The sequence below is a fragment of the Pedobacter sp. MC2016-05 genome, assembly GCF_026239735.1.
Lineage (GTDB): Bacteria > Bacteroidota > Bacteroidia > Sphingobacteriales > Sphingobacteriaceae > Pedobacter.
Genome location: NZ_JAPIVT010000001.1, coordinates 458,601 through 479,869, shown reverse-complemented (window position 1 = coordinate 479,869; position 21,269 = coordinate 458,601). Strand labels below are relative to the sequence as shown.

Genomic DNA, 21,269 nt, shown 5'->3' with positions numbered 1-21,269 from the left:
AATTATTGCGTTAGAGCATACTGAACTAAATTAGCGCCCATTTTAAGCGCCTTATCGCGAGTTTCCCGGCTATCCTCGGGATATGTACCAAAATCTTCCCAACCATTACCTAAATCGCACTCAAAGGTGTAGTAGCAAACCACTTTCCCTTTGTATATCAAGGCAAAACCTTGTGGCCGCTTATTATCATGCTCATGAATCTTGGGCAACCCACCCGGAAATTTGAATTTTTGGTTGTAAATGGCATGATTGGAAGGTAACTCTACGAAATTCAGTTCTGGAAAAACTTTTTTCATTTGAGGCCTGATAAATTTATCCAACCCATAATTATCATCAATATGCAGAAAACCTCCTCCTGTTAAATACTGCCTCAAATTTTTAACATCCTGATCACTAAAAACCACGTTACCATGGCCTGTCATATAGACAAACGGGTAATTGAATAGTTCTTTCGAACCTACTTCGACAATACTTTCTTCAGGATAAAAATTAGTCTTTAAACTGGAATTACAAAATGAAATTAAATTTGGAAGTGCAGTCCTGTCTGCATACCAATCTCCGCCACCACTATACTTCAGCTTGCCCATTCGGTAAGAAGGAACATTAAAAGAAGTAAGAACAAAGATTAATGAGCAAAGAATAAAGATAAACGAACACGAGAGTAACCGTTTTAATGATAATAAACCTATGATTTTCAATTTATAAATTTCAACTCTTTTCATCGGTTAAGATAATTGATTTCAAAACAAACAGATAATGCAGCGGTTTCGGTGCGCAACCTGTTATCTCCTAAAGTTAATGGTTTATAACCTTTGTTCAAAGCTAAACTCACTTCTTCGGGGCTGAAATCTCCTTCTGGACCAATAAGAATTAAATATTTGTGATGCGGGACAACGAGGTCAGAGATGTATTTCTTGTTCTCTTCATCAATGCAATGCGCTATTAGTTTACTCCCTTCAAAAGGAAGGTTAAGGAAAGCATTAAAGGAAATTGCTTCATTTAGTGTTGGATGGTAGGCTTTGATGGATTGTTTCACTGCAGAAGTAATAACTTTGCTTAATCGATCTCCTTTAACAACACGTCGTTCAGATCGATCGGTAATGATCGGGGTTACTTCATCTATTCCGATTTCCGTTGCTTTCTCTAAAAACCATTCCATTCGGTCTATATTTTTTGTAGGTGCGACCGCAAGGTGCAAATAGTGATTTCTTTTATGAAATTCGGTTTCTACCTTAAGGATGGATAGACCTACCTTTTTGGGGTTATCTGAAATGATTTCAGCGGTGTAAAAACCCCCTCTACCATCAACTAAGTTTACTACAGCCCCAACTGATAAACGTAATACCCTAACGCAATGTTTACTTTCCTCTTCGTTAAGCGTATAGGTATCCTGGGTAATATCTGGCGTATAAAAAATATGCATTGTTGAATTTAATGATTATCAACCTGATCTTCTTTATTTATTACCAATTCGAGCTTAATAGTTTCAATGTTTTGTTCTGTTTTCTTTAAGATGGTAAACAGATAACCATAAGATTCATTGCTTTCTCCAACCTCTGGAATCCGTTCAAAAACATGAGAAACTAGACCACCAACTGTATCAAAATCTTCATCCTCTGGCAAATCATGTGGTAAATGCTCATTCACATCATAAACTGTTGCAAAGGCATTTACAATAAATTCGTTATCCGATACTTTTTCAACTAAAGGCTTTTCTTCATCATATTCATCCTGAATTTCGCCTACCAATTCTTCCACAATATCCTCTAGCGTAACCATCCCTGCCGTACCACCAAACTCATCTAAAACAATGGAGATTTGGATGCGGTTGCTTTGCAGTTCGCTCATTAAATCGTTAATTTTTTTTGTTTCAGTGACGAAGTAAGGTTTGCGAATAATATCATTCAGCGTCCAATGTTGGTTACCAGAAGCAACTAATGGCAAAATATCCTTGGCGTGAATAATTCCGACAATTTTATCCATTATCTCATCATAAACTGGGAGGCGAGAATAGCCCTCAGCAATGATTTTATCGATTACCTCTTCTTTCGACGAAGATAATTCGATACCTGAAATCTTGGTACGCGGAACCATAATATTCTTTACTACGCGCTCATTAAAATCGAATACATTTTTAATAAGTTCGTGCTCATTGTTATCCAATGCACCACTTTCCTTTCCCTGATCTAACAAGTATTGAAGTTCTTCTGTACTGTGTAAGGATTCGTGGCCCGCAGAAGTATCAATACCGAATGGCTTCAAAATCACTGCTGCCAGGCTGTTTAAAGTCCAAATGAATGGTTTGAAAACCACGTAAAAAATTTGGAGTGGAACAGAAACAAACAAAGTAGTGGCTACCGGTCTTTGTATTGCAAATGATTTCGGTGCTAACTCACCAAATACGATGTGCATTACAGTAATTAGCGAAAAAGCTACAATTGTTGATGCGGTATGAATAGTGGCGTCACTAAACCCCCATTCGAGGCTATCGAAAAGATTTTTGAAAATAGTATGCATAACGCCTTCACCAACCCAACCTAAGCCAAGTGATGCAAGCGTTATACCTAGCTGCGTGGCCGCTAAATAACCATCCAAATTATGGAGGATCGTTTTGGCCATTTTACCAACCCGGCTACCTGTTTTTGCTTTTATTTCAATTTGAGATGCTCGGACTTTTACAATTGCAAATTCTGCTGCAACAAAGAATCCGTTTAGTAAAACTAAAAATAATGCTAGAAACAACCTCCAACCTACAGATGCAGTATCAGGCTCTTCTAAAGCAACCAAAATGGTATTGGTGGGCAATATTGCACTTAACTCTAAATTTAAAAACAAGCAGGCCGTGGGTAAATCCATTATGCTAATTCTCTAAATGTTGTGTTGTAAAGTTCTATACTTTCCTTAATTACTTTATGAGCATAGCGAACACCTAATAAATGTTCGATAGTAACATTTTTATCTTCCAGTGCTTTATAATCTTGAAAGAAACGAACAATTTCTTTCATTTGATGTGGTGGCAATTCATCCAGATCGTTAATGTAATTAACGGACATATCATGTGCTGCAACCGCAATAATTTTATCGTCTTGCTCTCCATTATCAACCATGTGCATTACGCCAACAACTTTAGCTTCAATTAATGTCATTGGGTAAACATCAACAGAACAAAGTACAAGAATATCTAATGGATCTTTATCATCGCAATAAGTTTGTGGGATAAAGCCATAGTTAGCTGGATACATTACTGATGAAAAAAGAACCCTGTCTAACTTGATTAGTCCGGATTCTTTATCTATTTCATACTTAGCCTTTGAGCCTTTAGGAATTTCAATGATTGCGTTTACAATTTCTGGAACGTTCTTACCAGGAGATACGCTATGCCATGCGTGATGATCGTCTTTTGCCATTTTTAATTTAAATCTTTTTTTCCCCTTCCGGGATTTTAACTTTACTTTTTACAAAGGTAATCAATAAAGGTATAGTTGTAATAACGATGAAGCCAATAATAATATATAATAAGTAATCGTTTATCTCTTTTTCAAATCTTTTACCTAAAAAGTAGCCTAACAAAGTGAGCGAGCAGATCCATAAAATTCCACCAACAATATTATAGAAAGCAAACTTTTTAAAGTCTAATTTTACTACTCCAGCAAAAATCGGTGCAAAAGTTCTTACAATTGGAACAAATCTGCCCATGATCAGTGCGAAGGCACCTTGTTTGTTATAATATTCTTCTGCTGCTTTTAAATATTTCTTTTTGAAAAAGAAACTGTCTTTTCTGGTATACAGTAGTGGACCAGTTCTCCGCCCAAACCAATAACCCGTGAAATTCCCAGAAATTGCGGCTACACATAAGCCTGCTAAAAGGACTGCAATGTTAACATCAAGTTTTCCAGTTGCTACGAACATTCCTGCAAGAAACAGTAAATAATCGCCAGGAAGGAAGAAACCAAAGAATAGGCCAGTTTCTGCAAAGATGACAAATACTACAAGATAGAAACCGCCCTCCCTCAATAATTTCTCGGGGTCAATTAAATGTTGTAGGTGGTTCCAGAAATCCTGCATATTTCAATTATTCGTAAAACTACAAATAATTATCTAACAAGTGCATACCTATATCAGGTTTAAGACGATTGAAGGATAAATACCCAAAATTAGCGTAATCGCCACTGAGACAGCTAAAACAATCTTGTATTGTGCAGGTGTAGAAAGCTCGGTTTCAGCGCCATCTTTAAACCATACGGCCACAATAACCTTGAAATAGTAATAAAAACCTACCAATGCATTTAATATAGCGAAAGCAACCAATAGCATCTTGTATTCGCCCATAACATTAAGAAACATTAAATATTTCCCGATAAAACCAGCGGTTAAAGGAATACCTGCTAATGATAACATGGCAACCGTGAGCGATAAGGCCACTAAAGGATTTTTCTTACCTAAGCCATTGAAACTTTCAAAGCTATCGCTACCGGTTTTTTGTTTCACTAATATTAATACCGCAAAAGCGATAATTGATGCAAAAGTATAGGCAGCGGCATAAACCAAAACATTGTTTTGCGAGTGCGGACCAATTACAATCAAAGAGAATAACAAGTATCCTGCATGAGAGATACTTGAATAGGCCAACATTCGTTTGAAATTCTTTTGGAATAATGCAGTAACGTTACCAATGAACAAGGTTATACAAACAATCACGATAAGTGGCGCAACCCAGAAATCGTGAAGCGGTGCAAAAGCATCGGCAAACAATCTTAAAAAAGCTGCAAAACCAGCCGTTTTAACCACTGTACTCATAAACGTAGTGATCAAAGTTGGCGAACCTTCGTAAACGTCCGGAGTCCAGAAGTGGAAAGGTGCCGCTCCTACTTTAAAGCACAAGCCAATCATCATCAAAATAACCCCTGGATAAAAGATTGGAGAAACTGCTTTGCTATTATCAACTAAGTAAGCTTGAATTCTATCTAAATCGAATGAGCCGGTGGCTCCGTAAATTAATGTGATCCCAAACAACAAGAAACCTGTTGAAAAAGCACCCATTAAGAAATATTTCAATGAAGCTTCGTTTGATGCAAAATCCTTTTTACGAATACCCGCAAGGATATATAAACTTACCGACATGATTTCCAAACCAACAAATAACATAGCCATATTTTTGTACGACACCATCATAATCATCCCCGCAAGCGCGAAAAGAATTAAGGTGTAATATTCTGCTATGTTATCGCTTTTAGCGTGAAAATAGTTTTGCGTTAATAAGAAAATCAATAATGTGCCTACAATACAAACACCGGAAAATGCCAAAGCGAAATTATCAGTTTGCATCATTCCGAAGTGAACAGCATTGCCATCCCATGCAGCAGCAGTAAAGCCTAATGCAGTAAGTAAGCCAACAACGGTAAGCGGCAATAATGCTTTCTTTGCTTTAAACAAACCTGCATAAAGCACAATAAAAGCGGTTATACTAATGGTTATAATAATATTCATTGCTTATTTTACTGATGTTAATTTTTGATTTACCTGTTCTAATAAATGTTGTACAGATGCCTCTGTTAAGTGCAATAATGGTTTCGGGTAAACACCGAAAAAAATAATTAAAGCACAGATAATATAAAGAACCAATTTCTCAGTCCCTTGAATGTCGGTAAACGTGATGGTTAATTCTTTTGTTTTTCCAAGCATTACATTTTGGTACATACGCAACATATAAACTGCTCCGAAAATGATGGTTAATCCTGCAATTGCAGCCGCCCAAATGCCGTAGCTATAAACGCCCATCAACAGTAAGAACTCCCCAATAAAACCATTTGTTCCTGGTAAGGCAACTGTACCTAAAACGATGATTAAGAAAACAATCGCCAGTTGTGGTGCTGATTTAGCAATACCACCCAATTCTTCGATTTTATTGGTTTTGGTGCGAGAAAAGATAATATCTAAAACGAAAAATAAACCTACCACGTTAATTCCGTGACTTAACATTTGCACCATGGCTCCTTGCATCCCTTGTTCACCAAGGCCTCCGAGATTAAAGGATGCAAATATGCCTGCAGCAATTAAACCAACGTGAGCAATAGACGAATAAGCCACCAAACGTTTAGCATCTTTCTGCGTAAAGGCAATAAGTGAGGCATAAACGATACCGATAATAGATAAAACCATCACCAGGCCAGACCAATCCTGAACGCCTGTGGGTACAATTGGTAATAACCATCTGATTACACCATAAATACCCATTTTTAGCATGATACCAGATAACAACATGGTCCCTTGTGTAGGAGCAACTGTGTAAGTATCTGGCTGCCAAGTGTGAAAAGGGAAAATTGGCATCTTAATCGCGAAAGCAATAAAGAACGCCCAGAAAATCCAGCCTTGTTGTGCACGATCCAGGTTTAAAGCGTAAAATGCCTGAATATCGAAGTTGTGAGCAGGATTTTGCAAATACAAATAAATAATCCCCATCAACATAAACAATGAACCAGCAATCGTGTAAACGAAGAATTTCATGTTAATTCGAACTCTATCTTTTCCACCCCAGAATGCGCAGATAAAGTAAATTGGAATTAATGCAGCCTCCCACCCAATGTAGAATAAGAAAGCATCCATAGCAGTAAAAACCAATAATAAACCACTCTGCATGAATAAAATCAATGCATAAAAAGCAGCTGGGTTTTTATAGTCATGTCTGTAACTAGATAAAATGATAATCGGAATTAACAAATTGGTAAGCAATACCACCAACATGCTGATCCCATCGATACCTGCATGAAAACGAATGCCTAAATCTGAAATCCATGGCAGGTTCGCTTCAAACTGCGTACTTGCATTTGGAATAAAGTTACAGGCGATGAACAAGGCCAAGCCTAAAGAAGCGACTGAAATTACCGTCGAGACTATTTTAGCAGACTTACCCGCAAATGCCGTAATGATAGCACCCGCAAGCGGAAGAAATATAAGTAGTAAAAGTTGTTCCATTATTTATTTTTGAACCCTTTTTATATGTAATAAAATGTATAAGCAAGCAATGCGATGATACCAGCTACCATCATAAATATATAGAAACCCACGTTTCCACTTTGTAATAAACGAACTCCCTTACTCGCCTCGTTTGTACTCCAGCCTAATCCATTCACAATCCCATCGATAAATTTTGTGTCGATAATTCTGTAGAAAAATCTAGAGAAAGCATCTAACGGTTTGGTGATGATAAAATCGTAAATCTCATCTAAATAAAATTTATTATAAGATAATTTTGCCAAAGCAGAGCGTGGTGCCTCATCAGCCACAGGAACACGAGCACCTTTAACGTATCTGATGTAAGCGAAAAGCAAAGCGATGATCGCAGCAACAACTGAAACACCCATTAAGGTAAATTCCGTTGAATGACTTAATTCCAATCCGTGTTGTGCAACGCCGGCACCGCTTAACCAATGTGCCAACCATTCGTTTCCACCGAAAACGTGAGGAATATTAATCGCTCCACCTATTGCAGCTAATATTGCCAGGATGATTAAAGGAATAGTCATCGCTTTTGGCGACTCATGTACATGACTTTCTTCGTGATGTGTACCTCTGTATTTTCCAGAAAAGGTTAAAAACATCATTCTGAACATGTAAAAGGAAGTTAAGAATGCGGTTAACACACCAACTCCCCAAAGAATTGGGCTTGCCTGGTAGGCATTTGCTAAAATTTCGTCTTTAGAGAAAAACCCTGAAAACGGTGGTAAGCCTGCAATTGCGATGGTACCAATCATCATCGTTAAAAAGGTAACCGGAAGTTTCTTCCTTAATCCGCCCATGTGGCGCATATCTTGCTCGTGGTGCATGGCATGAATAACCGAACCAGCGCCTAAGAATAATAATGCTTTGAAAAATGCGTGGGTTAATACATGGAAGAATGAACCTGTATAAGCGCCAACGCCCAAGCCTAAAAACATATATCCCAATTGAGATACCGTTGAATAAGCCAATACTTTTTTGATATCGGTTTGTGTTAACGCAATAATTGCGGCAACTAAAGCAGTTGTTATACCTACAACGGCAACGATGTTTTGTGTAAGCGGTGCTAAATCGAACAATACGCTGGAGCGGGCAATCATGTAGATACCTGCTGTTACCATCGTTGCTGCGTGAATTAAGGCTGAAACAGGCGTTGGGCCTGCCATTGCATCTGGTAACCACGTGAATAATGGCAACTGAGCTGATTTACCACACGCACCAACAAACAATAGAATTGTAATTAAAAACAAAGTATTTTGTCCAGGTAACATATTAGCTGCCTGAGGAAAAACTTTAGCAAATTCCACACTTCCGAAAGTAGTAAAGATTAAGAATACCCCTAACAAAAAGCCCAAATCACCAATACGGTTCATTACGAAAGCCTTTTTAGCTGCTGAGGCATAAGCGCTGTTTGTATACCAGAAACCGATTAACAGGTATGAACATAAGCCTACACCTTCCCAACCGATAAACATCACGATATAGTTTGAACCCAATACCAATAAAAGCATGAAGAACACAAACAGGTTCAGATAAGAAAAGAATTTTCCGAATCCTTCATCATCATGCATGTAGCTGGTAGAATATAAATGGATTAAGAATCCAATTCCCGTAATGATCAAAAGCATGATCGAACTCAATGGGTCAACCAGAAATGATAATGGAATATGCAGCGTACCTGCGGTGATCCAATCGAATAAAAATACTTCGTGAGATTTTTGTGTATCGCCTTGTAAACTAAAGAAAATAACTATGCTGATGATGAAAGAAGCTAATATTACACCACTTCCAATGATACCAACAAGTCCTTTAGATAAAGATTTTCTGCCCAGTCCGTTGATTACAAATCCTAAAAAAGGGAGTAAAGGAACTAACCAAATCAATTGTTCTATTGTCATTCTTAATATATATTTACCACTTAAGGCGATTTAAAACATTAATATCTATCGATTTTGTATTTCTGTAAACCATTACGATAATTGCTAAACCAACTGCAACTTCTGCCGCGGCAAGCGCCATAATAAAGAATACGAAAACCTGTCCTGAGGGGTCATTGCTATGTACAGAGAAAGCTGTTAAAAGCAGGTTAACTGCATTTAACATCAACTCAACGGACATGAAAATTACGATTGCGTTTCTACGGGTTAATACGCCAATTACACCAATTGTGAAAATAATTGCACATAAATAGATGTAGTGATTTAGTGGAACGCCTGCCATTTGTGTAGTTAAATTTTCCATTATGCCTCTACCTCATCTCTTTTAGATAATAAAACTGCTCCAACCATTGCTGCCAATAGTAACAGAGATGATAATTCAAATGGCAACAAGAATGGACCGAAAAGCTCTTTTCCCAAATTCTCTACCAAACCTAATCCTTGATTTTTTAAAATTAAGGGACTGTTAATTGTTGCTGCTTTAAAAGACCCAACCAAGGTTACCACAAGGCAACATCCTGCAATTACACCTACAATTTTAATCAATGGTGATTTCACAGGCTCGGTTTCCTTGTTCAGGTTGAGGAGCATCAGTACAAATAAGAATAATACCATGATGGCCCCCATGTAAACGATGAAGTTTACAACTGCCAAAAATTGTGCGTTCAACAGTACATAATGTACCGTGAAGGTAAAAAAGGTAAGGATTAAGTATAAAACGCTATGAATTGGATTTTTTGCAAAAATCACCATCAGCGAAAAGATTATACTTAATGTGGCTACGAAATAGAATACTTGTGTACTCATTAATTTGTTATTTGTTTGTACTCCTCGTCATTACGAGGCACGAAGCAATCTCATTTTTATTGCCATTGCTTTAGGATTGCTTCGTTCCTCGCAATGACGGACTGGTCTTATTATTTTTTCATCTCTAACGGAGCCTCAACCAATTTATCTTTTCCGTAAATAAAATCCTTACGTAAATAATCAGCTGGTACAATTGGTCCGTCTAAATAAATTGCCTCTTTCGGACAAGCCTCTTCACATAACCCACAGAAAATGCAACGCAACATGTTAATTTCATAAGTCGCTGCATATTTTTCCTCTCGGTATAAGTGTTTTTCTTCTGGCTTGCGCTCTGCAGCAATCATGGTAATTGCTTCCGCAGGGCAAGACAAAGCACATAAACCGCAAGCTGTACAACGTTCTTTTCCATTTTCATCACGCTTAAGGGAGTGCATCCCCCTAAAGTTGGCAGAAAATTCACGTTCTACTTCCGGATATCTTACTGTGGCCTCTTTTTTGAATAAGTGGCTGATGGTTATGCCCATTCCCTTTGCAATTGCAGGCAGGTACATACGCTCCATGAAGCTTAAAGGCTTCTGTTCCAGTACTTTTTTCTTGTTACTTAATGATTCCATAATTAAAACTTCTCTATAATCGCAATCACAACCCCAGTTATTATAATGTTGGCAATGGCTAAAGGTATTAAACCTTTCCAACCTAAATTCATCAATTGATCGTAACGGAAACGAGGGATTGTCCACCGTACCCACATAAAGAAAAAGATGAAGAAAACTATTTTCACAAATAAGATCCCAACCCCAAATAGTGGGGCCCAGGTAGGTCCAAGCAATGTTGCCATGTAATCCATTCCCGGGTAGTTGTAACCACCGAAATATAAAGTTGCCATTACTGCCGATGAAACAAACATGTTGATGTACTCGGCAAAAAGGTAAAAACCTAACTTCATCGATGAATATTCGGTATGATAACCACCAATTAGCTCAGTTTCGCACTCAGGCAAATCGAAAGGCGCACGGTTGGTTTCAGCAAAAGAACAAACCATGAAGATCAAAAACCCCAGTGGTTGATATAACACATTCCAATGCCAGCCATGTTGCTGATCAACAATTTCTTTAAGACTTAAAGTGTTTGTCATCAAAAGCAAAGCGATGATAGATAGCCCCATTGCAATTTCGTAACTGATATTTTGTGACGCGGCACGAATAGCACTTAACAGAGAATATTTGTTGTTTGATGCCCAGCCGCCAATCATTACGCCATAAACGCCCAAAGAAACCACGCCGAAAATGTATAAAACACCTACGTTGATATCAGCAACCTGAAGCGGAACAATTTTGCCACCAATTTCCATCGGGCTACCCCAAGGAATCACCGCTGTACCAATACAGGCACAGAGTAAAGCCAAACCCGGCCCAACAATAAATAACCATTTGTTTGATGTGGTTGGAATAATTTCTTCCTTCATAAACATCTTCACACCATCGGCTAAAGGTTGTAAAATACCAAAAGGACCAGCTCTATCCGGACCTAAACGATCTTGAAGATAAGCAGCCACCTTACGCTCTGCATAGGTAGAATACATGGCAATTACCAAACTGATACCGAAAATTACGGCAACCAGAATAAATTTTTCAATGATAAAACCTGTATCCATTAGTATTTAACTGTTTTATGTAATTCAATTTCATTTGCTGCTTGCAAAGCCTGATTTGGCTGAATAACATGCAAAGGTTTCAAGGTTTCGTAATGGTTTGATGCAATTACCGAAGTATCATCAATGTGAGTAGGTTGTTCAATAACCCAATCTGATGTTGCTTTTTTATCGAAACGGCAAGTATTACAGATAAACTCTTCTACTTCGCCAAATTGGTCTTTACGGGCAGTAACACGTAAAACGTCTTCTCCCTTGTACCAAAGTGTTACTTTACCATTGCACTTTTCATGGTCGCAATCGCGATGCGCATCAACCGGTTTAGTAAACCAAACACGGTTTTTAAAACGGAAGGTTTTATCGGTTAAAGCACCTACAGGGCAAACATCAATCACGTTTCCTGAGAAATCATTATCAACTGCTTGTTGAATATAAGTTGAAATTTCAGAATGGTCGCCACGGTTTAAAATCCCATGAACACGTTTGTTTGTAATTTGATCAGCAGTAAAAACACAACGGTAGCACAGAATACAACGATTCATGTGCAACTGGATTTTATCGCCAATATCGATACGTTCGAAAGTACGACGCTCAAATTCATAACGTGTTTTCTGCAATCCGTGCTCGTAACCTAAATTTTGTAAATCACATTCTCCAGCCTGATCGCAAACCGGGCAATCTAAAGGATGGTTAATCAATAAAATTTCGACCACACCTGCACGTGCTTCTAAAACTTCTGGTGAAGTAATATTCAGCACTTCCATACCATCCATTACTGTTGTACGGCAAGATGCAACCAATTTAGGCATTGGCCGCGGGTCTTTTTCTGAACCTTTTGTTACCTTAACAATACAGGTACGGCATTTACCACCACTGCCTTCTAACTTGGAATAATAGCACATTGCTGGCGGAACAATATCACCCCCAATTTGCCTTGCAGCATTCAGGATAGTGGTTCCGTTATCAACCTCTACTGTTATCCCGTCTATCGTAACCTTAACTTTTTCACTCATGGTTAATGATAATCTTTATTTTTTTGCTTTTATGCCGTCATTGCGAGGCATGAAGCAATCTTTCTTATTTTATACTCATTGCATTAGGATTGCTTCGTTCCTCGCAACGACGTAGGGCTTAGGATCTCGCGCTAATTTAAGAACCAATTGCTCTCCCCCTGGTATGTCTACTTTTCTTCCGTTACCGGAGCCTTTTCTATCGGCGTAGCGTAGCTTGCTAAACCATAATTTTGCTGCTGACTCTTCACGGGTTCTTTAATGTGCCATTCAAACTCGTCTCTGAAATGGCGGATGGCACTTGCCACTGGCCAGGCTGCCGCATCCCCTAATGGACAAATAGTATTCCCTTCAATTTTACGTTGAATATCCCAAAGTAAATCTACATCATCCATTGAACCATGGCCATGCTCAATTTTGTGCAATACTTTTTCCATCCATCCAGTACCTTCACGGCAAGGCGAACATTGTCCGCAACTTTCGTGATGATAGAAACGAGAGAAATTCCAGGTATTGCGGACAATACATTGGTCTTCATCGAAAGCGATAAAACCGCCCGAACCCATCATCGTTCCTGTAGCAAATCCGCCCTCTGATAATGATTCGTAACTCATTAAACGAGGTTCCCCATTAGCCAACTTCAAAGTTAAATTAGCAGGTAAGACCGGAACGGATGAACCACCTGCAACCGTTGCTTTTAACTTCTTGCCATTGGCAATACCACCACAATATTCATCAGAATAAATAAATTCTTCAACTGGTAAGCCTAACTCGATTTCATAAACACCAGGTTTTACTAAATTTCCAGACGCTGATATCAATTTCGTACCTGTACTTCTACCGATACCTATTTTTGCATATTCATCACCACCATCATTTATGATAGGGACAACTGCTGCAATCGACTCTACGTTATTTACTACCGTTGGACAACCATACAAACCTGCAATAGCTGGGAATGGCGGTTTAATTCTTGGATTACCTCTTTTTCCTTCAAGTGATTCTAACAATGCAGTTTCTTCACCGCAAATGTAAGCACCACCACCCGGCTGAACATATAATTCTAAATCGTAACCTGTTCCTAAAATGTTTTTACCTAGCCATCCAGCAGCTTTTGCTTCTGCAATTGCCTTTTCCAAAATCCGGATTTGAGGCATCATTTCTCCACGAACGTAGATGTATGAAACCTTTGCACCCAAAGCAAAACTAGATACAATCATTCCCTCAATTAAAGCATGAGGAATATAGGTCATTAAATAACGGTCTTTGAAAGTTCCTGGCTCAGACTCATCAGCGTTGCAAACCAAATAACGGGCAACACCTTCTGGTTTAGCCAAAAAGCTCCATTTCATTCCCGTTGGGAAACCCGCACCACCACGACCGCGTAAGCCTGATTTCTTAACTTCTTCAACAATCTCTTCAGGGGTTAAAGTTTTAAGGGCTTTTTCCACAGCACGGTACCCGCCTTTTTGGCGATAGACCTCAAGTGTATTGATGCCAGGTACGTTTATATGCTCAAGTAATAATTTGCGACTCATTATTTTTTAGATGTGAGATGTGAGACTTGAGATGTTAGACAAATTGCCAATTCTCATATCTCATATCTAGTTTCTCAAATCTTATTTATTTTTCAAATCTTCAATCAGTTTATCTACACTTTCAGTAGTTAAGTTTTCGTAGAAAGTGTATTCCGGGCTAATTTGTAGTACCGGACCAAAACCACAGGCGGCTAAACATTCAACTCCTCTAAAGCTGAATAAACCATCTGCTGTAACTTCCCCTTCTTTAACACCTAACTTATTTTCTAAGTGGTCTAATATTTTTTCTGCACCAACTAAGCAACAAGGACCAGTACGGCAAACCTCTAAAGCATATTTTCCCTGAGGTTTTAAGAAATACATGGTGTAAAAAGTTGCTACCTCGTAAACTTCAATGGGTTGAATATCTAAATACTCAGCAACTTGATCCATCGCAGATGTAGGAACCCAAAGAAATTCTGCTTGTACTAAATGTAATAATGGCAGCAAAGCTGATTTTTCCTTACCCACAGGATAACGACTTTTAACATCATCAAATTTGGCAAGCAATTCTGATGAGAACACTACAGGTGTTTGTTCTTCTACTTTAAGCATCTAATTCTCCTGCAATAATATTCATACTACTCATGTTGATAATGGCGTCAGACAATAACATGCCTTCGCTCATTGGTGCAAACATCTGGTAATTTATAAAACTTGGCCTGCGGAAGTGTAAACGATATGGTGTACGACCTCCATCATTAATTAAATAGAAACCTAATTCACCATTTCCACCTTCTACAGCATGATAAACTTCTGCTTTTGGTGCATCAATTTCTCCCATCACAATTTTGAAGTGATAAATTAATGCTTCCATATTGTTATAAACTTCTTGTTTTGGAGGAAGATAAAATTCAGGAACATCGGCATGAAAAATACCTTTTGGCTCTGTTTTCAACTTCACAATGGCTTGTTCAATAATTCGCAAACTTTGCCACATTTCTTCGTTACGAACCAAATATCTGTCATAAATATCACCACTCGTTCCAACCGGAACTTCAAAATCGAAGTCCTGATACGAAGAATATGGGTCGCTTACACGAACATCATAATCTATACCCGTTGCACGTAAAAGTGGGCCAGTCCAGCTATACTCCAAAGCAGCCTCTTGAGTTACTTCCGCAACACCAGCTGTTCTATCAATGAAAATCCGGTTACGGGTTAAAAGATTTTCAAACTCTTTCAAAGCAACCGGAAACTCTTTTAAAAATTTATTAATCTTCGCAAAGGCCACTTCATTGAAATCTCTTTCAAAACCACCAATACGGCCAATGTTTGTTGTCAAGCGGGCGCCGCATACTTCCTCAAAAATTTCGTAAATATGCTCACGGAACTGGAACAGGTAAAGGAAAGTAGTTGTTGCTCCAGTATCCTGACCGATAATCGTGTTACAGATAATGTGATCGGCAATACGCGAAAGCTCCATCACAATTACGCGAAGATAATCTACACGTTTAGGCATCTGGATATTTAACAACTTTTCAACCGTCATGTGCCAACCCATATTGTTAATAGGCGATGAGCAATAATTTAAACGGTCGGTTAATGGTGTAATTTGATAGAAAGGGCGATGCTCGGCAATCTTTTCGAAAGCACGGTGGATATACCCAATTGTAGAAACGCCGCTTACAATACGCTCGCCGTCTAACTGCAAAACATTTTGAAAAACCCCATGTGTTGCAGGGTGCGTTGGACCTAAGTTTAAGGTTACCAGCTCACTTTGCGGGTCGTTATCTGTATATACCGGATGGTTATGATTCATATAAATTACCTTCCAAAAAATTCATCTTTTTTATCAACTCGGTTCGGGTCTTCCAATGGATATTGCTTCAACATTGGATGCACACCTAAATCATCCATATTCAAAATACGGCGTAAATCGGGATGACCTTCAAACTTAACCCCGAAGAAATCGTAGGTTTCTCTCTCCATCCAGTTCGCACCTTTCCAAATTGTTGTCGCCGTTGGTATGGTAGGATTTTGCTCAGAAATGAAAACTTTAATTCTAATCCGCACTTTCTCTACCATGTTATGCAGATGATATACAACAGCAATACCATGGTCTTTACCAGGATAATGAACCGCTGTAATATCAGTAAGGAAATTAAATTTTAACTCCTCTTTAAGATGTGAAAGTACATTTACGATTACATCTTTGTAGGTTACGAAGGTTAATAAACCATAAGGCTCAGAAACGGCGGTAACTTTTTCACCAAACTTTTCAGTTAGCTTAACGTGGATGGTGTTATTCAACGTCGTTTCTTCCATTACTTAATGCCGTATTGACCTAAAAGTTCTTTGTAATAATCAGAATTTCTTCTTCTGCCAGATTCATTTTTTACTAAATCCTGAATGCGTTGGAAACCGTCTAAAATAGCTTCTGGTCTTGGTGGGCAACCCGGAACGTAAACATCCACAGGGATTACTTCATCAATACCTTGCAAAACAGAATAAGTATCGAAAATACCTCCACTACTTGCACAAGCTCCAACTGCCATTACCCAACGCGGCTCCGCCATTTGGATATAAACTTGCTTTAACACCGGCGCCATCTTTTTAGCGATAGTCCCCATGACCATTAAAACATCGGCTTGACGAGGAGAAAAACTCAAACGTTCTGCACCGAAACGACCTAAATCGTAGTGAGAACCCATGGTTGCCATAAACTCAATTCCGCAACAAGAAGTAGCGAACGGTAGAGGCCATAATGAATTTGAACGAGCCAAACCTATCACTTTATCTAACGAAGTGGCAAAGTATCCAGGTCCCTCGGTTCCTGGAGGCGCATCAACTATATTAATTTCACTCATGTTTATAAACAAAAAATGCTCATCCCTTTGCAGAATGAGCAACAAATTTACAATATTTTAAAGGCAATTAAACTAGCTTAACTCGATTTAGAACCTTTCTAAATAGCTAAAACTCCTATTAGTTAGTGTGCATGATACACATCCAGTTTGCAGCTGGTAATTTTCATTTTAAACCCCTTTAAACCGACAACTATGCTACTTGTCAACAATACCTTTTAGCCTTTTAGTTCCAATCTAATACTTTCTTTTTGATCACATAGATGAAACCCAACAATAAGGTTCCCATAAAGATGAACATCTCAATCATGCCATCCATTTTTAATGCTCTAAAATTTACTGCCCAAGGATACATAAAGATAACTTCAATATCAAAAAGCACAAATAATATTGCCACCACAAAATATTTAATTGAAAACGGCTGACGAGCATTACCAACAGATTTTACACCTGCTTCAAATGTTTCTAATTTATCGAGTGTTTTACGTTTTGGTCCTAAAAAGTGTGTAGCCACTAGAGTGGTAACAACGAAACCCAGGGCTACGATTACCTGAAATATTATCGGTAAAAAATCTATTGAGGTACTTTGCGCTTGCATAATCATTATTTTCTGATGCAAAAGTAAAAGAAAAAGGCAGAGTAACCAAACTCTGCCTTTTCTAAATTATCTAACTTGTTAATTACTTACCTTTTCCTTTTGGTGCCGCAGCTCCACTTAACTCCTTTAATTTCGCACTTGCGTATGTATCTGCAGGATCCAATGCTAAGCACTTATTAAGATAATCAATTGCCTTTGGTTTGTCTTTATCAGCATACCATGCACCTAATAATCTGTATGATTCAATTAAGTTGTTTTTCGCCGAAGCTTGTTCTTCTGGCTTAACTAACGTAACATATTTTTCATAATAAGGAATCATCAAACCTTTTGTCGCTTCGCCATTTTTGGTTTGATCGATATAGTCATTGATCCTAGCTCTGTAAAAATATGCTAAAGCAAAATCAGGTGAAGCTTTAGATAGTTGACCTAAAGCCGTATCAGCTCTAACTAAACCTTCAATATTCAGTGGCTTTTTATCTTTTTTCAAATAATAGGATTCTAAGAACCTGTTTATACCGATATATAAATAGTTATAAAGAGACCCTTTTCCATTTGGATTATATTTAGCAGCTAATTCGTAAACGTCAGCCGATTTAGCATATTTTTTTGCTTTATATAATGCAGCAGCAGCTTCCGACAGGGCATCAGCGTTAGCAGAATCTACTCTTGTTGCCTTGATAATATTGTTTAAAGCTAAACTATCTTGTCCAGCTTGTAGCTGTGCTTTACCTAGGTAAAGGTAATCGTTGGCTAAAATTTTGGTTGTGTCTTTTTCCTTTGCAAAGAAAGAAGTCATGCTAGTTAAGGCTGCAGGATAGTTCTTATTTTCATAAGCCGCCCAACCTTTCATTCTATCAACAACAGCTGCCTTTGCACTTCCTGCAGGCGCCTGAATAGATGACGCTACTTGTTCTAAAGTAGGATAATCTTTAGCATAAAACAAGAACTGAGCGTAACGCAATTGAGATTCCAAAGATTTATCGGTTAAATCCATGTATTTTTTATAGTTCTCAATTCCTTTTTTTGCTTTTTCCTGATCGGTACCAAAGCTACTCCACTGTAAGTAAAGCTCGCCTAGTTCACGGTAGGCAGGACCATAATTTGGATCAGCCGCGATTACATCTTGTAATTCTTTTTCACCTTCTGGAAATGCTCTCGATTCTTTATACATTTTACCAATCTGAGTTTTTGCTCTACGGTTGGTCGGATCTATATCATTTACACGGAAGTATGGACCTAATGCTTCTGAATTCTTTTTCTGCAATGCATACGCATCACCTTGCGCTAAAAAGATCTCAGCATCTTTATCTTTCGAATCCAATTCATCGGCTTTGTTAATATTAGCCAATGCGTTAGTATAATCAGGTTTAGATACGTCATCACTCGGTTTATCTTGAGCTAAATACGCTTTACCGATATACAGATAAGTTTTGTAATCTTTTGGATCTAAGGCAACGGCTTTATCAAAATTAGTTTTTGCAGAAGACGGATTGTTTGACAACATATCTGCTTCGCCCAAACCAATTAAGTTTAAATTATTTTTTGGATCTGCTGTAACACCCTTGGTAAATACCGCACGAGCCGAATCTATGTAACCAGTTTTCAAGTAAACCAAACCGAGATTATAATAATTTTCACCGTTTGATGCTTGCGAGCTCACCAATGATTTTAACATAGATGATGCTTTTTGGTACTGTTCAGCGTCAATGGCTTTTTTCGCGTCATTTAAATTTTGAGCAAAAACTGCAGAACCCATCAACACCAAACCTAGATTTAAGGTTATTGCTTTCTTTGAAATTTTCATAGTTCTTTATTGTTTTTTAATAGTGATATATAAGCTTGTTAAACGTCTTATACATCGGATATTCCATTTTAGTTAAATGAAGTGTTTTTACAACTTCGTGGTTCAATTTATTAGTTTATTTTCCGTTTGTCAAATTAATTTGTCTTGGCATTAACTTGTGCGGACCTAGTCCTGATTTAAGTACAATCAATTGACCTCTCTGACTTCTTAACCATGTTGCAAATCCTGTGCCTAAACCATCTCTTCCCTCGCAATCTATTATGTTCACATTTCTTAAGAATGGATAAACACCATTAATAAGATTATCCTGAGTGGGTTGATAAAACTTATCGTCACCTGGCTTACCTTTAAGGTTTTTAACGCCTAGCATTTTTACTTTGGATAGATATTCTGATAATTGTGTATTCTTATCGGAAACCCAATCAACGCCTAAAATACCGATAAAAGTCTTGTCTTCTGCAATAAGTTTAATCACCTCAGCGCTAGAATCTTTTGAGTAAACACCTTGAGCTGGAAACTGACTTATATTAGCCAATTGCTTAAGGTATTGAAAGGTACTTGAATAAGCGTTATCAAAGACCAATTTTTTTCCAGAACCCTTACCTTGTAAAATATCAACAACTTCTTTAACGGTAATTGTGCTATCAATATTGTCTTTATTTGTAATTAATGCTATTCCGTCAACTGCAAATCTTGTAGAATTAATTCTTATTCCTCGCTGTGTATAGTATTTTTCTTCCGCTTTAGTGAGTAACCTCGGCATCACAATTACCCGAACACTATCGTTTAGAAATGCAGGGATTATTTTCTCCTCTGGTTTTACGGTTAGCTTAAATTTTGCATCTGGATAATCCAAATTAAAAATATTGATCTGCTCCTTTATAATCGGGCTTATACTTTCGTCTACCAGAATTCTTAATGTACCGCTTGTACGTGTTTCCTTCACTTCGGCGGGTTTATCTTTTCTCTTACAAGAAAGTAAACCCAGTACAATAAATAGATAAAGAATGTTTTTCATGTGTCTTATTCTCGTCTCCCCAAACTTAAAAGCCTGATGAAAGCATAAAAGATTAAAAAGATACCAATGGCTATTCTTCCCCAGGCTGGAATTAAATTAAACCTGATGGCCAGGGGCTCCCATAAGATAAACGCTAGACCCATCACTACATAAAGCACGAAGGTGACTAGGCCTAAAATGAGCAAAAACCGCTGTTTAGGCGATTTTTGCTTAAAAATATCAAAATTTAACATTTACTAATTAGTTCAATGTAAAGTTAACGTTGATGTTGTATTTTACCCTTACAGGCTTACCATTTTGAATACCTGGGTTCCAACGTGGACTTGCCTTTAGTACGCGGATAGCTTCTTCATCAGTACCGCTACCCAAACCACGGGTAACTGTAATATCAGTTAACTTACCATCCTTTTCCACAACGAAAGATAAAAATACTTTACCCTGAACGTTGTTTTCCTGCGCCATTGGTGGGTACTTAATAGCTTTACTTAAATAACCGTAAAACTTAGAAATACCTCCCGGGAATTCTGGTTGTTTCTCGATACTAACGAAGTCATAAACTTTGTTATCATCAACAGCAACAGCAGCTTCTCTTTTTGGACCCTCACCTACTGGTTCGGCAATCACGATATCAGCAGTTGGATCACCTTTGATATCACGCTGACCTGGATCAGCTTCTTTTAATTTCTCAACCGTTGGTGGTTCCTCATCACGTACCTGCTCATCTGGCTTTACGATTGGAGGTGGCATTTTTACCTGATCCACTTTTGGTGGCGGTGGCTCTACCGGTGGCGGTGGTGGTGTTTCTGGGTTTACTGGGGGCGGTGGAGCAATAATTACCTCTTTTGCTTTTTCAACTTTCTCTTCGGTATCTATTGAACCTTTGATAAGGCCATAGATTTTAGGAGCGAAGAAGAATGCAAGAAATACTATTGAACCAATAATCAATGCCCTAGTGGTATTGGACCCGTTGGTTTTACGCAACTGGTAAGCGCCGTAGTTTTTGTTTTTACCTTCAAAAACCACTTCAATCCACTGACTTCTTAAAATATCTAACTTTGACATGG

Annotated in this window: 23 protein-coding genes; all 23 read right to left on the bottom strand. The window is 38.1% G+C overall.

Annotated elements, in window-relative coordinates; translation table 11 throughout:
- Positions 1-2: 2 nt before the first annotated feature.
- Entirely contained in the window at positions 3-722 is a 720-nt protein-coding gene (locus OQZ33_RS02075) for a DUF4159 domain-containing protein (RefSeq protein ID WP_265797375.1), read from the bottom strand.
- Positions 719-1,423: a 16S rRNA (uracil(1498)-N(3))-methyltransferase gene (locus tag OQZ33_RS02070; protein ID WP_265797374.1), complete on the bottom strand. Its 705-nt coding sequence runs from the start codon at positions 1,421-1,423 to the stop codon at positions 719-721. Before OQZ33_RS02070 ends, OQZ33_RS02075 begins: the two co-directional genes overlap by 4 nt.
- 8 nt (positions 1,424-1,431) lie before the next feature.
- Complete coding sequence (locus OQZ33_RS02065) at positions 1,432-2,856, bottom strand: hemolysin family protein (protein ID WP_265797373.1); 1,425 nt, start codon at positions 2,854-2,856, stop codon at positions 1,432-1,434.
- Complete coding sequence (locus OQZ33_RS02060) at positions 2,856-3,407, bottom strand: inorganic diphosphatase (RefSeq protein WP_265797372.1); 552 nt, start codon at positions 3,405-3,407, stop codon at positions 2,856-2,858. The genes OQZ33_RS02065 and OQZ33_RS02060 overlap by 1 nt, the downstream gene beginning before the upstream one ends.
- Positions 3,408-3,414: 7 nt before the next feature.
- A complete protein-coding gene (locus tag OQZ33_RS02055; protein ID WP_265797371.1) occupies positions 3,415-4,065 on the bottom strand; it encodes a DedA family protein in 651 nt (216 codons plus the stop codon).
- A 48-nt stretch (positions 4,066-4,113) separates the two neighbouring features.
- Positions 4,114-5,487 carry an NADH-quinone oxidoreductase subunit N gene (locus tag OQZ33_RS02050; RefSeq protein ID WP_265797369.1) on the bottom strand — a complete coding sequence of 458 codons (1,374 nt, stop codon included), beginning with the start codon at positions 5,485-5,487 and terminating at the stop codon, positions 4,114-4,116.
- A gap of 3 nt (positions 5,488-5,490) precedes the next feature.
- Positions 5,491-6,972 (bottom strand): complex I subunit 4 family protein, encoded by a 1,482-nt coding sequence (locus OQZ33_RS02045; protein WP_265797368.1) that lies wholly within the window; start codon positions 6,970-6,972, stop codon positions 5,491-5,493.
- A 20-nt stretch (positions 6,973-6,992) separates the two neighbouring features.
- Entirely contained in the window at positions 6,993-8,894 is a 1,902-nt protein-coding gene (gene nuoL / locus OQZ33_RS02040; protein ID WP_322974999.1) for an NADH-quinone oxidoreductase subunit L, read from the bottom strand.
- A 13-nt stretch (positions 8,895-8,907) separates the two neighbouring features.
- Complete coding sequence (gene nuoK, locus OQZ33_RS02035) at positions 8,908-9,237, bottom strand: NADH-quinone oxidoreductase subunit NuoK (RefSeq protein ID WP_010601897.1); 330 nt, start codon at positions 9,235-9,237, stop codon at positions 8,908-8,910.
- Positions 9,237-9,740, bottom strand: a complete 504-nt coding sequence (locus OQZ33_RS02030) for an NADH-quinone oxidoreductase subunit J (protein ID WP_056850777.1) — start codon at positions 9,738-9,740, stop codon at positions 9,237-9,239. The genes nuoK and OQZ33_RS02030 overlap by 1 nt, the downstream gene beginning before the upstream one ends.
- A 110-nt stretch (positions 9,741-9,850) precedes the next feature.
- Entirely contained in the window at positions 9,851-10,354 is a 504-nt protein-coding gene (locus OQZ33_RS02025) for a NuoI/complex I 23 kDa subunit family protein (protein ID WP_010601899.1), read from the bottom strand.
- Positions 10,355-10,356: 2 nt separating this feature from the next.
- On the bottom strand, positions 10,357-11,394 hold the full coding sequence (gene nuoH / locus OQZ33_RS02020; RefSeq protein ID WP_265797367.1) for an NADH-quinone oxidoreductase subunit NuoH: 1,038 nt from the start codon (positions 11,392-11,394) through the stop codon (positions 10,357-10,359).
- Positions 11,394-12,404 carry a 2Fe-2S iron-sulfur cluster-binding protein gene (locus OQZ33_RS02015; protein WP_265797366.1) on the bottom strand — a complete coding sequence of 337 codons (1,011 nt, stop codon included), beginning with the start codon at positions 12,402-12,404 and terminating at the stop codon, positions 11,394-11,396. The genes nuoH and OQZ33_RS02015 overlap by 1 nt, the downstream gene beginning before the upstream one ends.
- Positions 12,405-12,571: 167 nt before the next feature.
- Entirely contained in the window at positions 12,572-13,939 is a 1,368-nt protein-coding gene (nuoF, locus tag OQZ33_RS02010) for an NADH-quinone oxidoreductase subunit NuoF (protein ID WP_265797365.1), read from the bottom strand.
- Positions 13,940-14,020: 81 nt separating this feature from the next.
- Positions 14,021-14,533, bottom strand: a complete 513-nt coding sequence (gene nuoE / locus OQZ33_RS02005; RefSeq protein WP_265797364.1) for a complex I 24 kDa subunit family protein — start codon at positions 14,531-14,533, stop codon at positions 14,021-14,023.
- Positions 14,526-15,740, bottom strand: a complete 1,215-nt coding sequence (locus tag OQZ33_RS02000; RefSeq protein WP_265797363.1) for an NADH-quinone oxidoreductase subunit D — start codon at positions 15,738-15,740, stop codon at positions 14,526-14,528. Before OQZ33_RS02000 ends, nuoE begins: the two co-directional genes overlap by 8 nt.
- A 5-nt stretch (positions 15,741-15,745) precedes the next feature.
- Positions 15,746-16,246: an NADH-quinone oxidoreductase subunit C gene (locus OQZ33_RS01995; RefSeq protein WP_265797362.1), complete on the bottom strand. Its 501-nt coding sequence runs from the start codon at positions 16,244-16,246 to the stop codon at positions 15,746-15,748.
- Entirely contained in the window at positions 16,246-16,788 is a 543-nt protein-coding gene (locus OQZ33_RS01990) for an NADH-quinone oxidoreductase subunit B (RefSeq protein WP_039472971.1), read from the bottom strand. The genes OQZ33_RS01995 and OQZ33_RS01990 overlap by 1 nt, the downstream gene beginning before the upstream one ends.
- Before the next feature lie 223 nt (positions 16,789-17,011).
- Complete coding sequence (locus tag OQZ33_RS01985; RefSeq protein WP_265797361.1) at positions 17,012-17,383, bottom strand: NADH-quinone oxidoreductase subunit A; 372 nt, start codon at positions 17,381-17,383, stop codon at positions 17,012-17,014.
- 82 nt (positions 17,384-17,465) lie between these two features.
- Entirely contained in the window at positions 17,466-19,187 is a 1,722-nt protein-coding gene (locus tag OQZ33_RS01980; protein WP_265797360.1) for a tetratricopeptide repeat protein, read from the bottom strand.
- A gap of 115 nt (positions 19,188-19,302) precedes the next feature.
- Positions 19,303-20,205 (bottom strand): PstS family phosphate ABC transporter substrate-binding protein, encoded by a 903-nt coding sequence (locus OQZ33_RS01975; RefSeq protein ID WP_265797359.1) that lies wholly within the window; start codon positions 20,203-20,205, stop codon positions 19,303-19,305.
- Positions 20,206-20,210: 5 nt separating this feature from the next.
- On the bottom strand, positions 20,211-20,438 hold the full coding sequence (locus OQZ33_RS01970; RefSeq protein ID WP_265797358.1) for a hypothetical protein: 228 nt from the start codon (positions 20,436-20,438) through the stop codon (positions 20,211-20,213).
- A gap of 7 nt (positions 20,439-20,445) precedes the next feature.
- On the bottom strand, positions 20,446-21,267 hold the full coding sequence (locus OQZ33_RS01965) for an energy transducer TonB (RefSeq protein ID WP_265797357.1): 822 nt from the start codon (positions 21,265-21,267) through the stop codon (positions 20,446-20,448).
- Positions 21,268-21,269: the final 2 nt, after the last annotated feature.

What these genes read in the sequence shown, in the direction of transcription:
- OQZ33_RS02075 (WP_265797375.1), bottom strand. Translation starts at nt 722, where the DNA reads ATGAAAAGAGTTGAAATTTATAAATTGAAAATCATAGGTTTATTATCA.
- OQZ33_RS02070 (WP_265797374.1), bottom strand. Translation starts at nt 1,423, where the DNA reads ATGCATATTTTTTATACGCCAGATATTACCCAGGATACCTATACGCTT.
- OQZ33_RS02065 (WP_265797373.1), bottom strand. Translation starts at nt 2,856, where the DNA reads ATGGATTTACCCACGGCCTGCTTGTTTTTAAATTTAGAGTTAAGTGCA.
- OQZ33_RS02060 (WP_265797372.1), bottom strand. Translation starts at nt 3,407, where the DNA reads ATGGCAAAAGACGATCATCACGCATGGCATAGCGTATCTCCTGGTAAG.
- OQZ33_RS02055 (WP_265797371.1), bottom strand. Translation starts at nt 4,065, where the DNA reads ATGCAGGATTTCTGGAACCACCTACAACATTTAATTGACCCCGAGAAA.
- OQZ33_RS02050 (WP_265797369.1), bottom strand. Translation starts at nt 5,487, where the DNA reads ATGAATATTATTATAACCATTAGTATAACCGCTTTTATTGTGCTTTAT.
- OQZ33_RS02045 (WP_265797368.1), bottom strand. Translation starts at nt 6,972, where the DNA reads ATGGAACAACTTTTACTACTTATATTTCTTCCGCTTGCGGGTGCTATC.
- nuoL (WP_322974999.1), bottom strand. Translation starts at nt 8,894, where the DNA reads ATGACAATAGAACAATTGATTTGGTTAGTTCCTTTACTCCCTTTTTTA.
- nuoK (WP_010601897.1), bottom strand. Translation starts at nt 9,237, where the DNA reads ATGGAAAATTTAACTACACAAATGGCAGGCGTTCCACTAAATCACTAC.
- OQZ33_RS02030 (WP_056850777.1), bottom strand. Translation starts at nt 9,740, where the DNA reads ATGAGTACACAAGTATTCTATTTCGTAGCCACATTAAGTATAATCTTT.
- OQZ33_RS02025 (WP_010601899.1), bottom strand. Translation starts at nt 10,354, where the DNA reads ATGGAATCATTAAGTAACAAGAAAAAAGTACTGGAACAGAAGCCTTTA.
- nuoH (WP_265797367.1), bottom strand. Translation starts at nt 11,394, where the DNA reads ATGGATACAGGTTTTATCATTGAAAAATTTATTCTGGTTGCCGTAATT.
- OQZ33_RS02015 (WP_265797366.1), bottom strand. Translation starts at nt 12,404, where the DNA reads ATGAGTGAAAAAGTTAAGGTTACGATAGACGGGATAACAGTAGAGGTT.
- nuoF (WP_265797365.1), bottom strand. Translation starts at nt 13,939, where the DNA reads ATGAGTCGCAAATTATTACTTGAGCATATAAACGTACCTGGCATCAAT.
- nuoE (WP_265797364.1), bottom strand. Translation starts at nt 14,533, where the DNA reads ATGCTTAAAGTAGAAGAACAAACACCTGTAGTGTTCTCATCAGAATTG.
- OQZ33_RS02000 (WP_265797363.1), bottom strand. Translation starts at nt 15,740, where the DNA reads ATGAATCATAACCATCCGGTATATACAGATAACGACCCGCAAAGTGAG.
- OQZ33_RS01995 (WP_265797362.1), bottom strand. Translation starts at nt 16,246, where the DNA reads ATGGAAGAAACGACGTTGAATAACACCATCCACGTTAAGCTAACTGAA.
- OQZ33_RS01990 (WP_039472971.1), bottom strand. Translation starts at nt 16,788, where the DNA reads ATGAGTGAAATTAATATAGTTGATGCGCCTCCAGGAACCGAGGGACCT.
- OQZ33_RS01985 (WP_265797361.1), bottom strand. Translation starts at nt 17,383, where the DNA reads ATGCAAGCGCAAAGTACCTCAATAGATTTTTTACCGATAATATTTCAG.
- OQZ33_RS01980 (WP_265797360.1), bottom strand. Translation starts at nt 19,187, where the DNA reads ATGAAAATTTCAAAGAAAGCAATAACCTTAAATCTAGGTTTGGTGTTG.
- OQZ33_RS01975 (WP_265797359.1), bottom strand. Translation starts at nt 20,205, where the DNA reads ATGAAAAACATTCTTTATCTATTTATTGTACTGGGTTTACTTTCTTGT.
- OQZ33_RS01970 (WP_265797358.1), bottom strand. Translation starts at nt 20,438, where the DNA reads ATGTTAAATTTTGATATTTTTAAGCAAAAATCGCCTAAACAGCGGTTT.
- OQZ33_RS01965 (WP_265797357.1), bottom strand. Translation starts at nt 21,267, where the DNA reads ATGTCAAAGTTAGATATTTTAAGAAGTCAGTGGATTGAAGTGGTTTTT.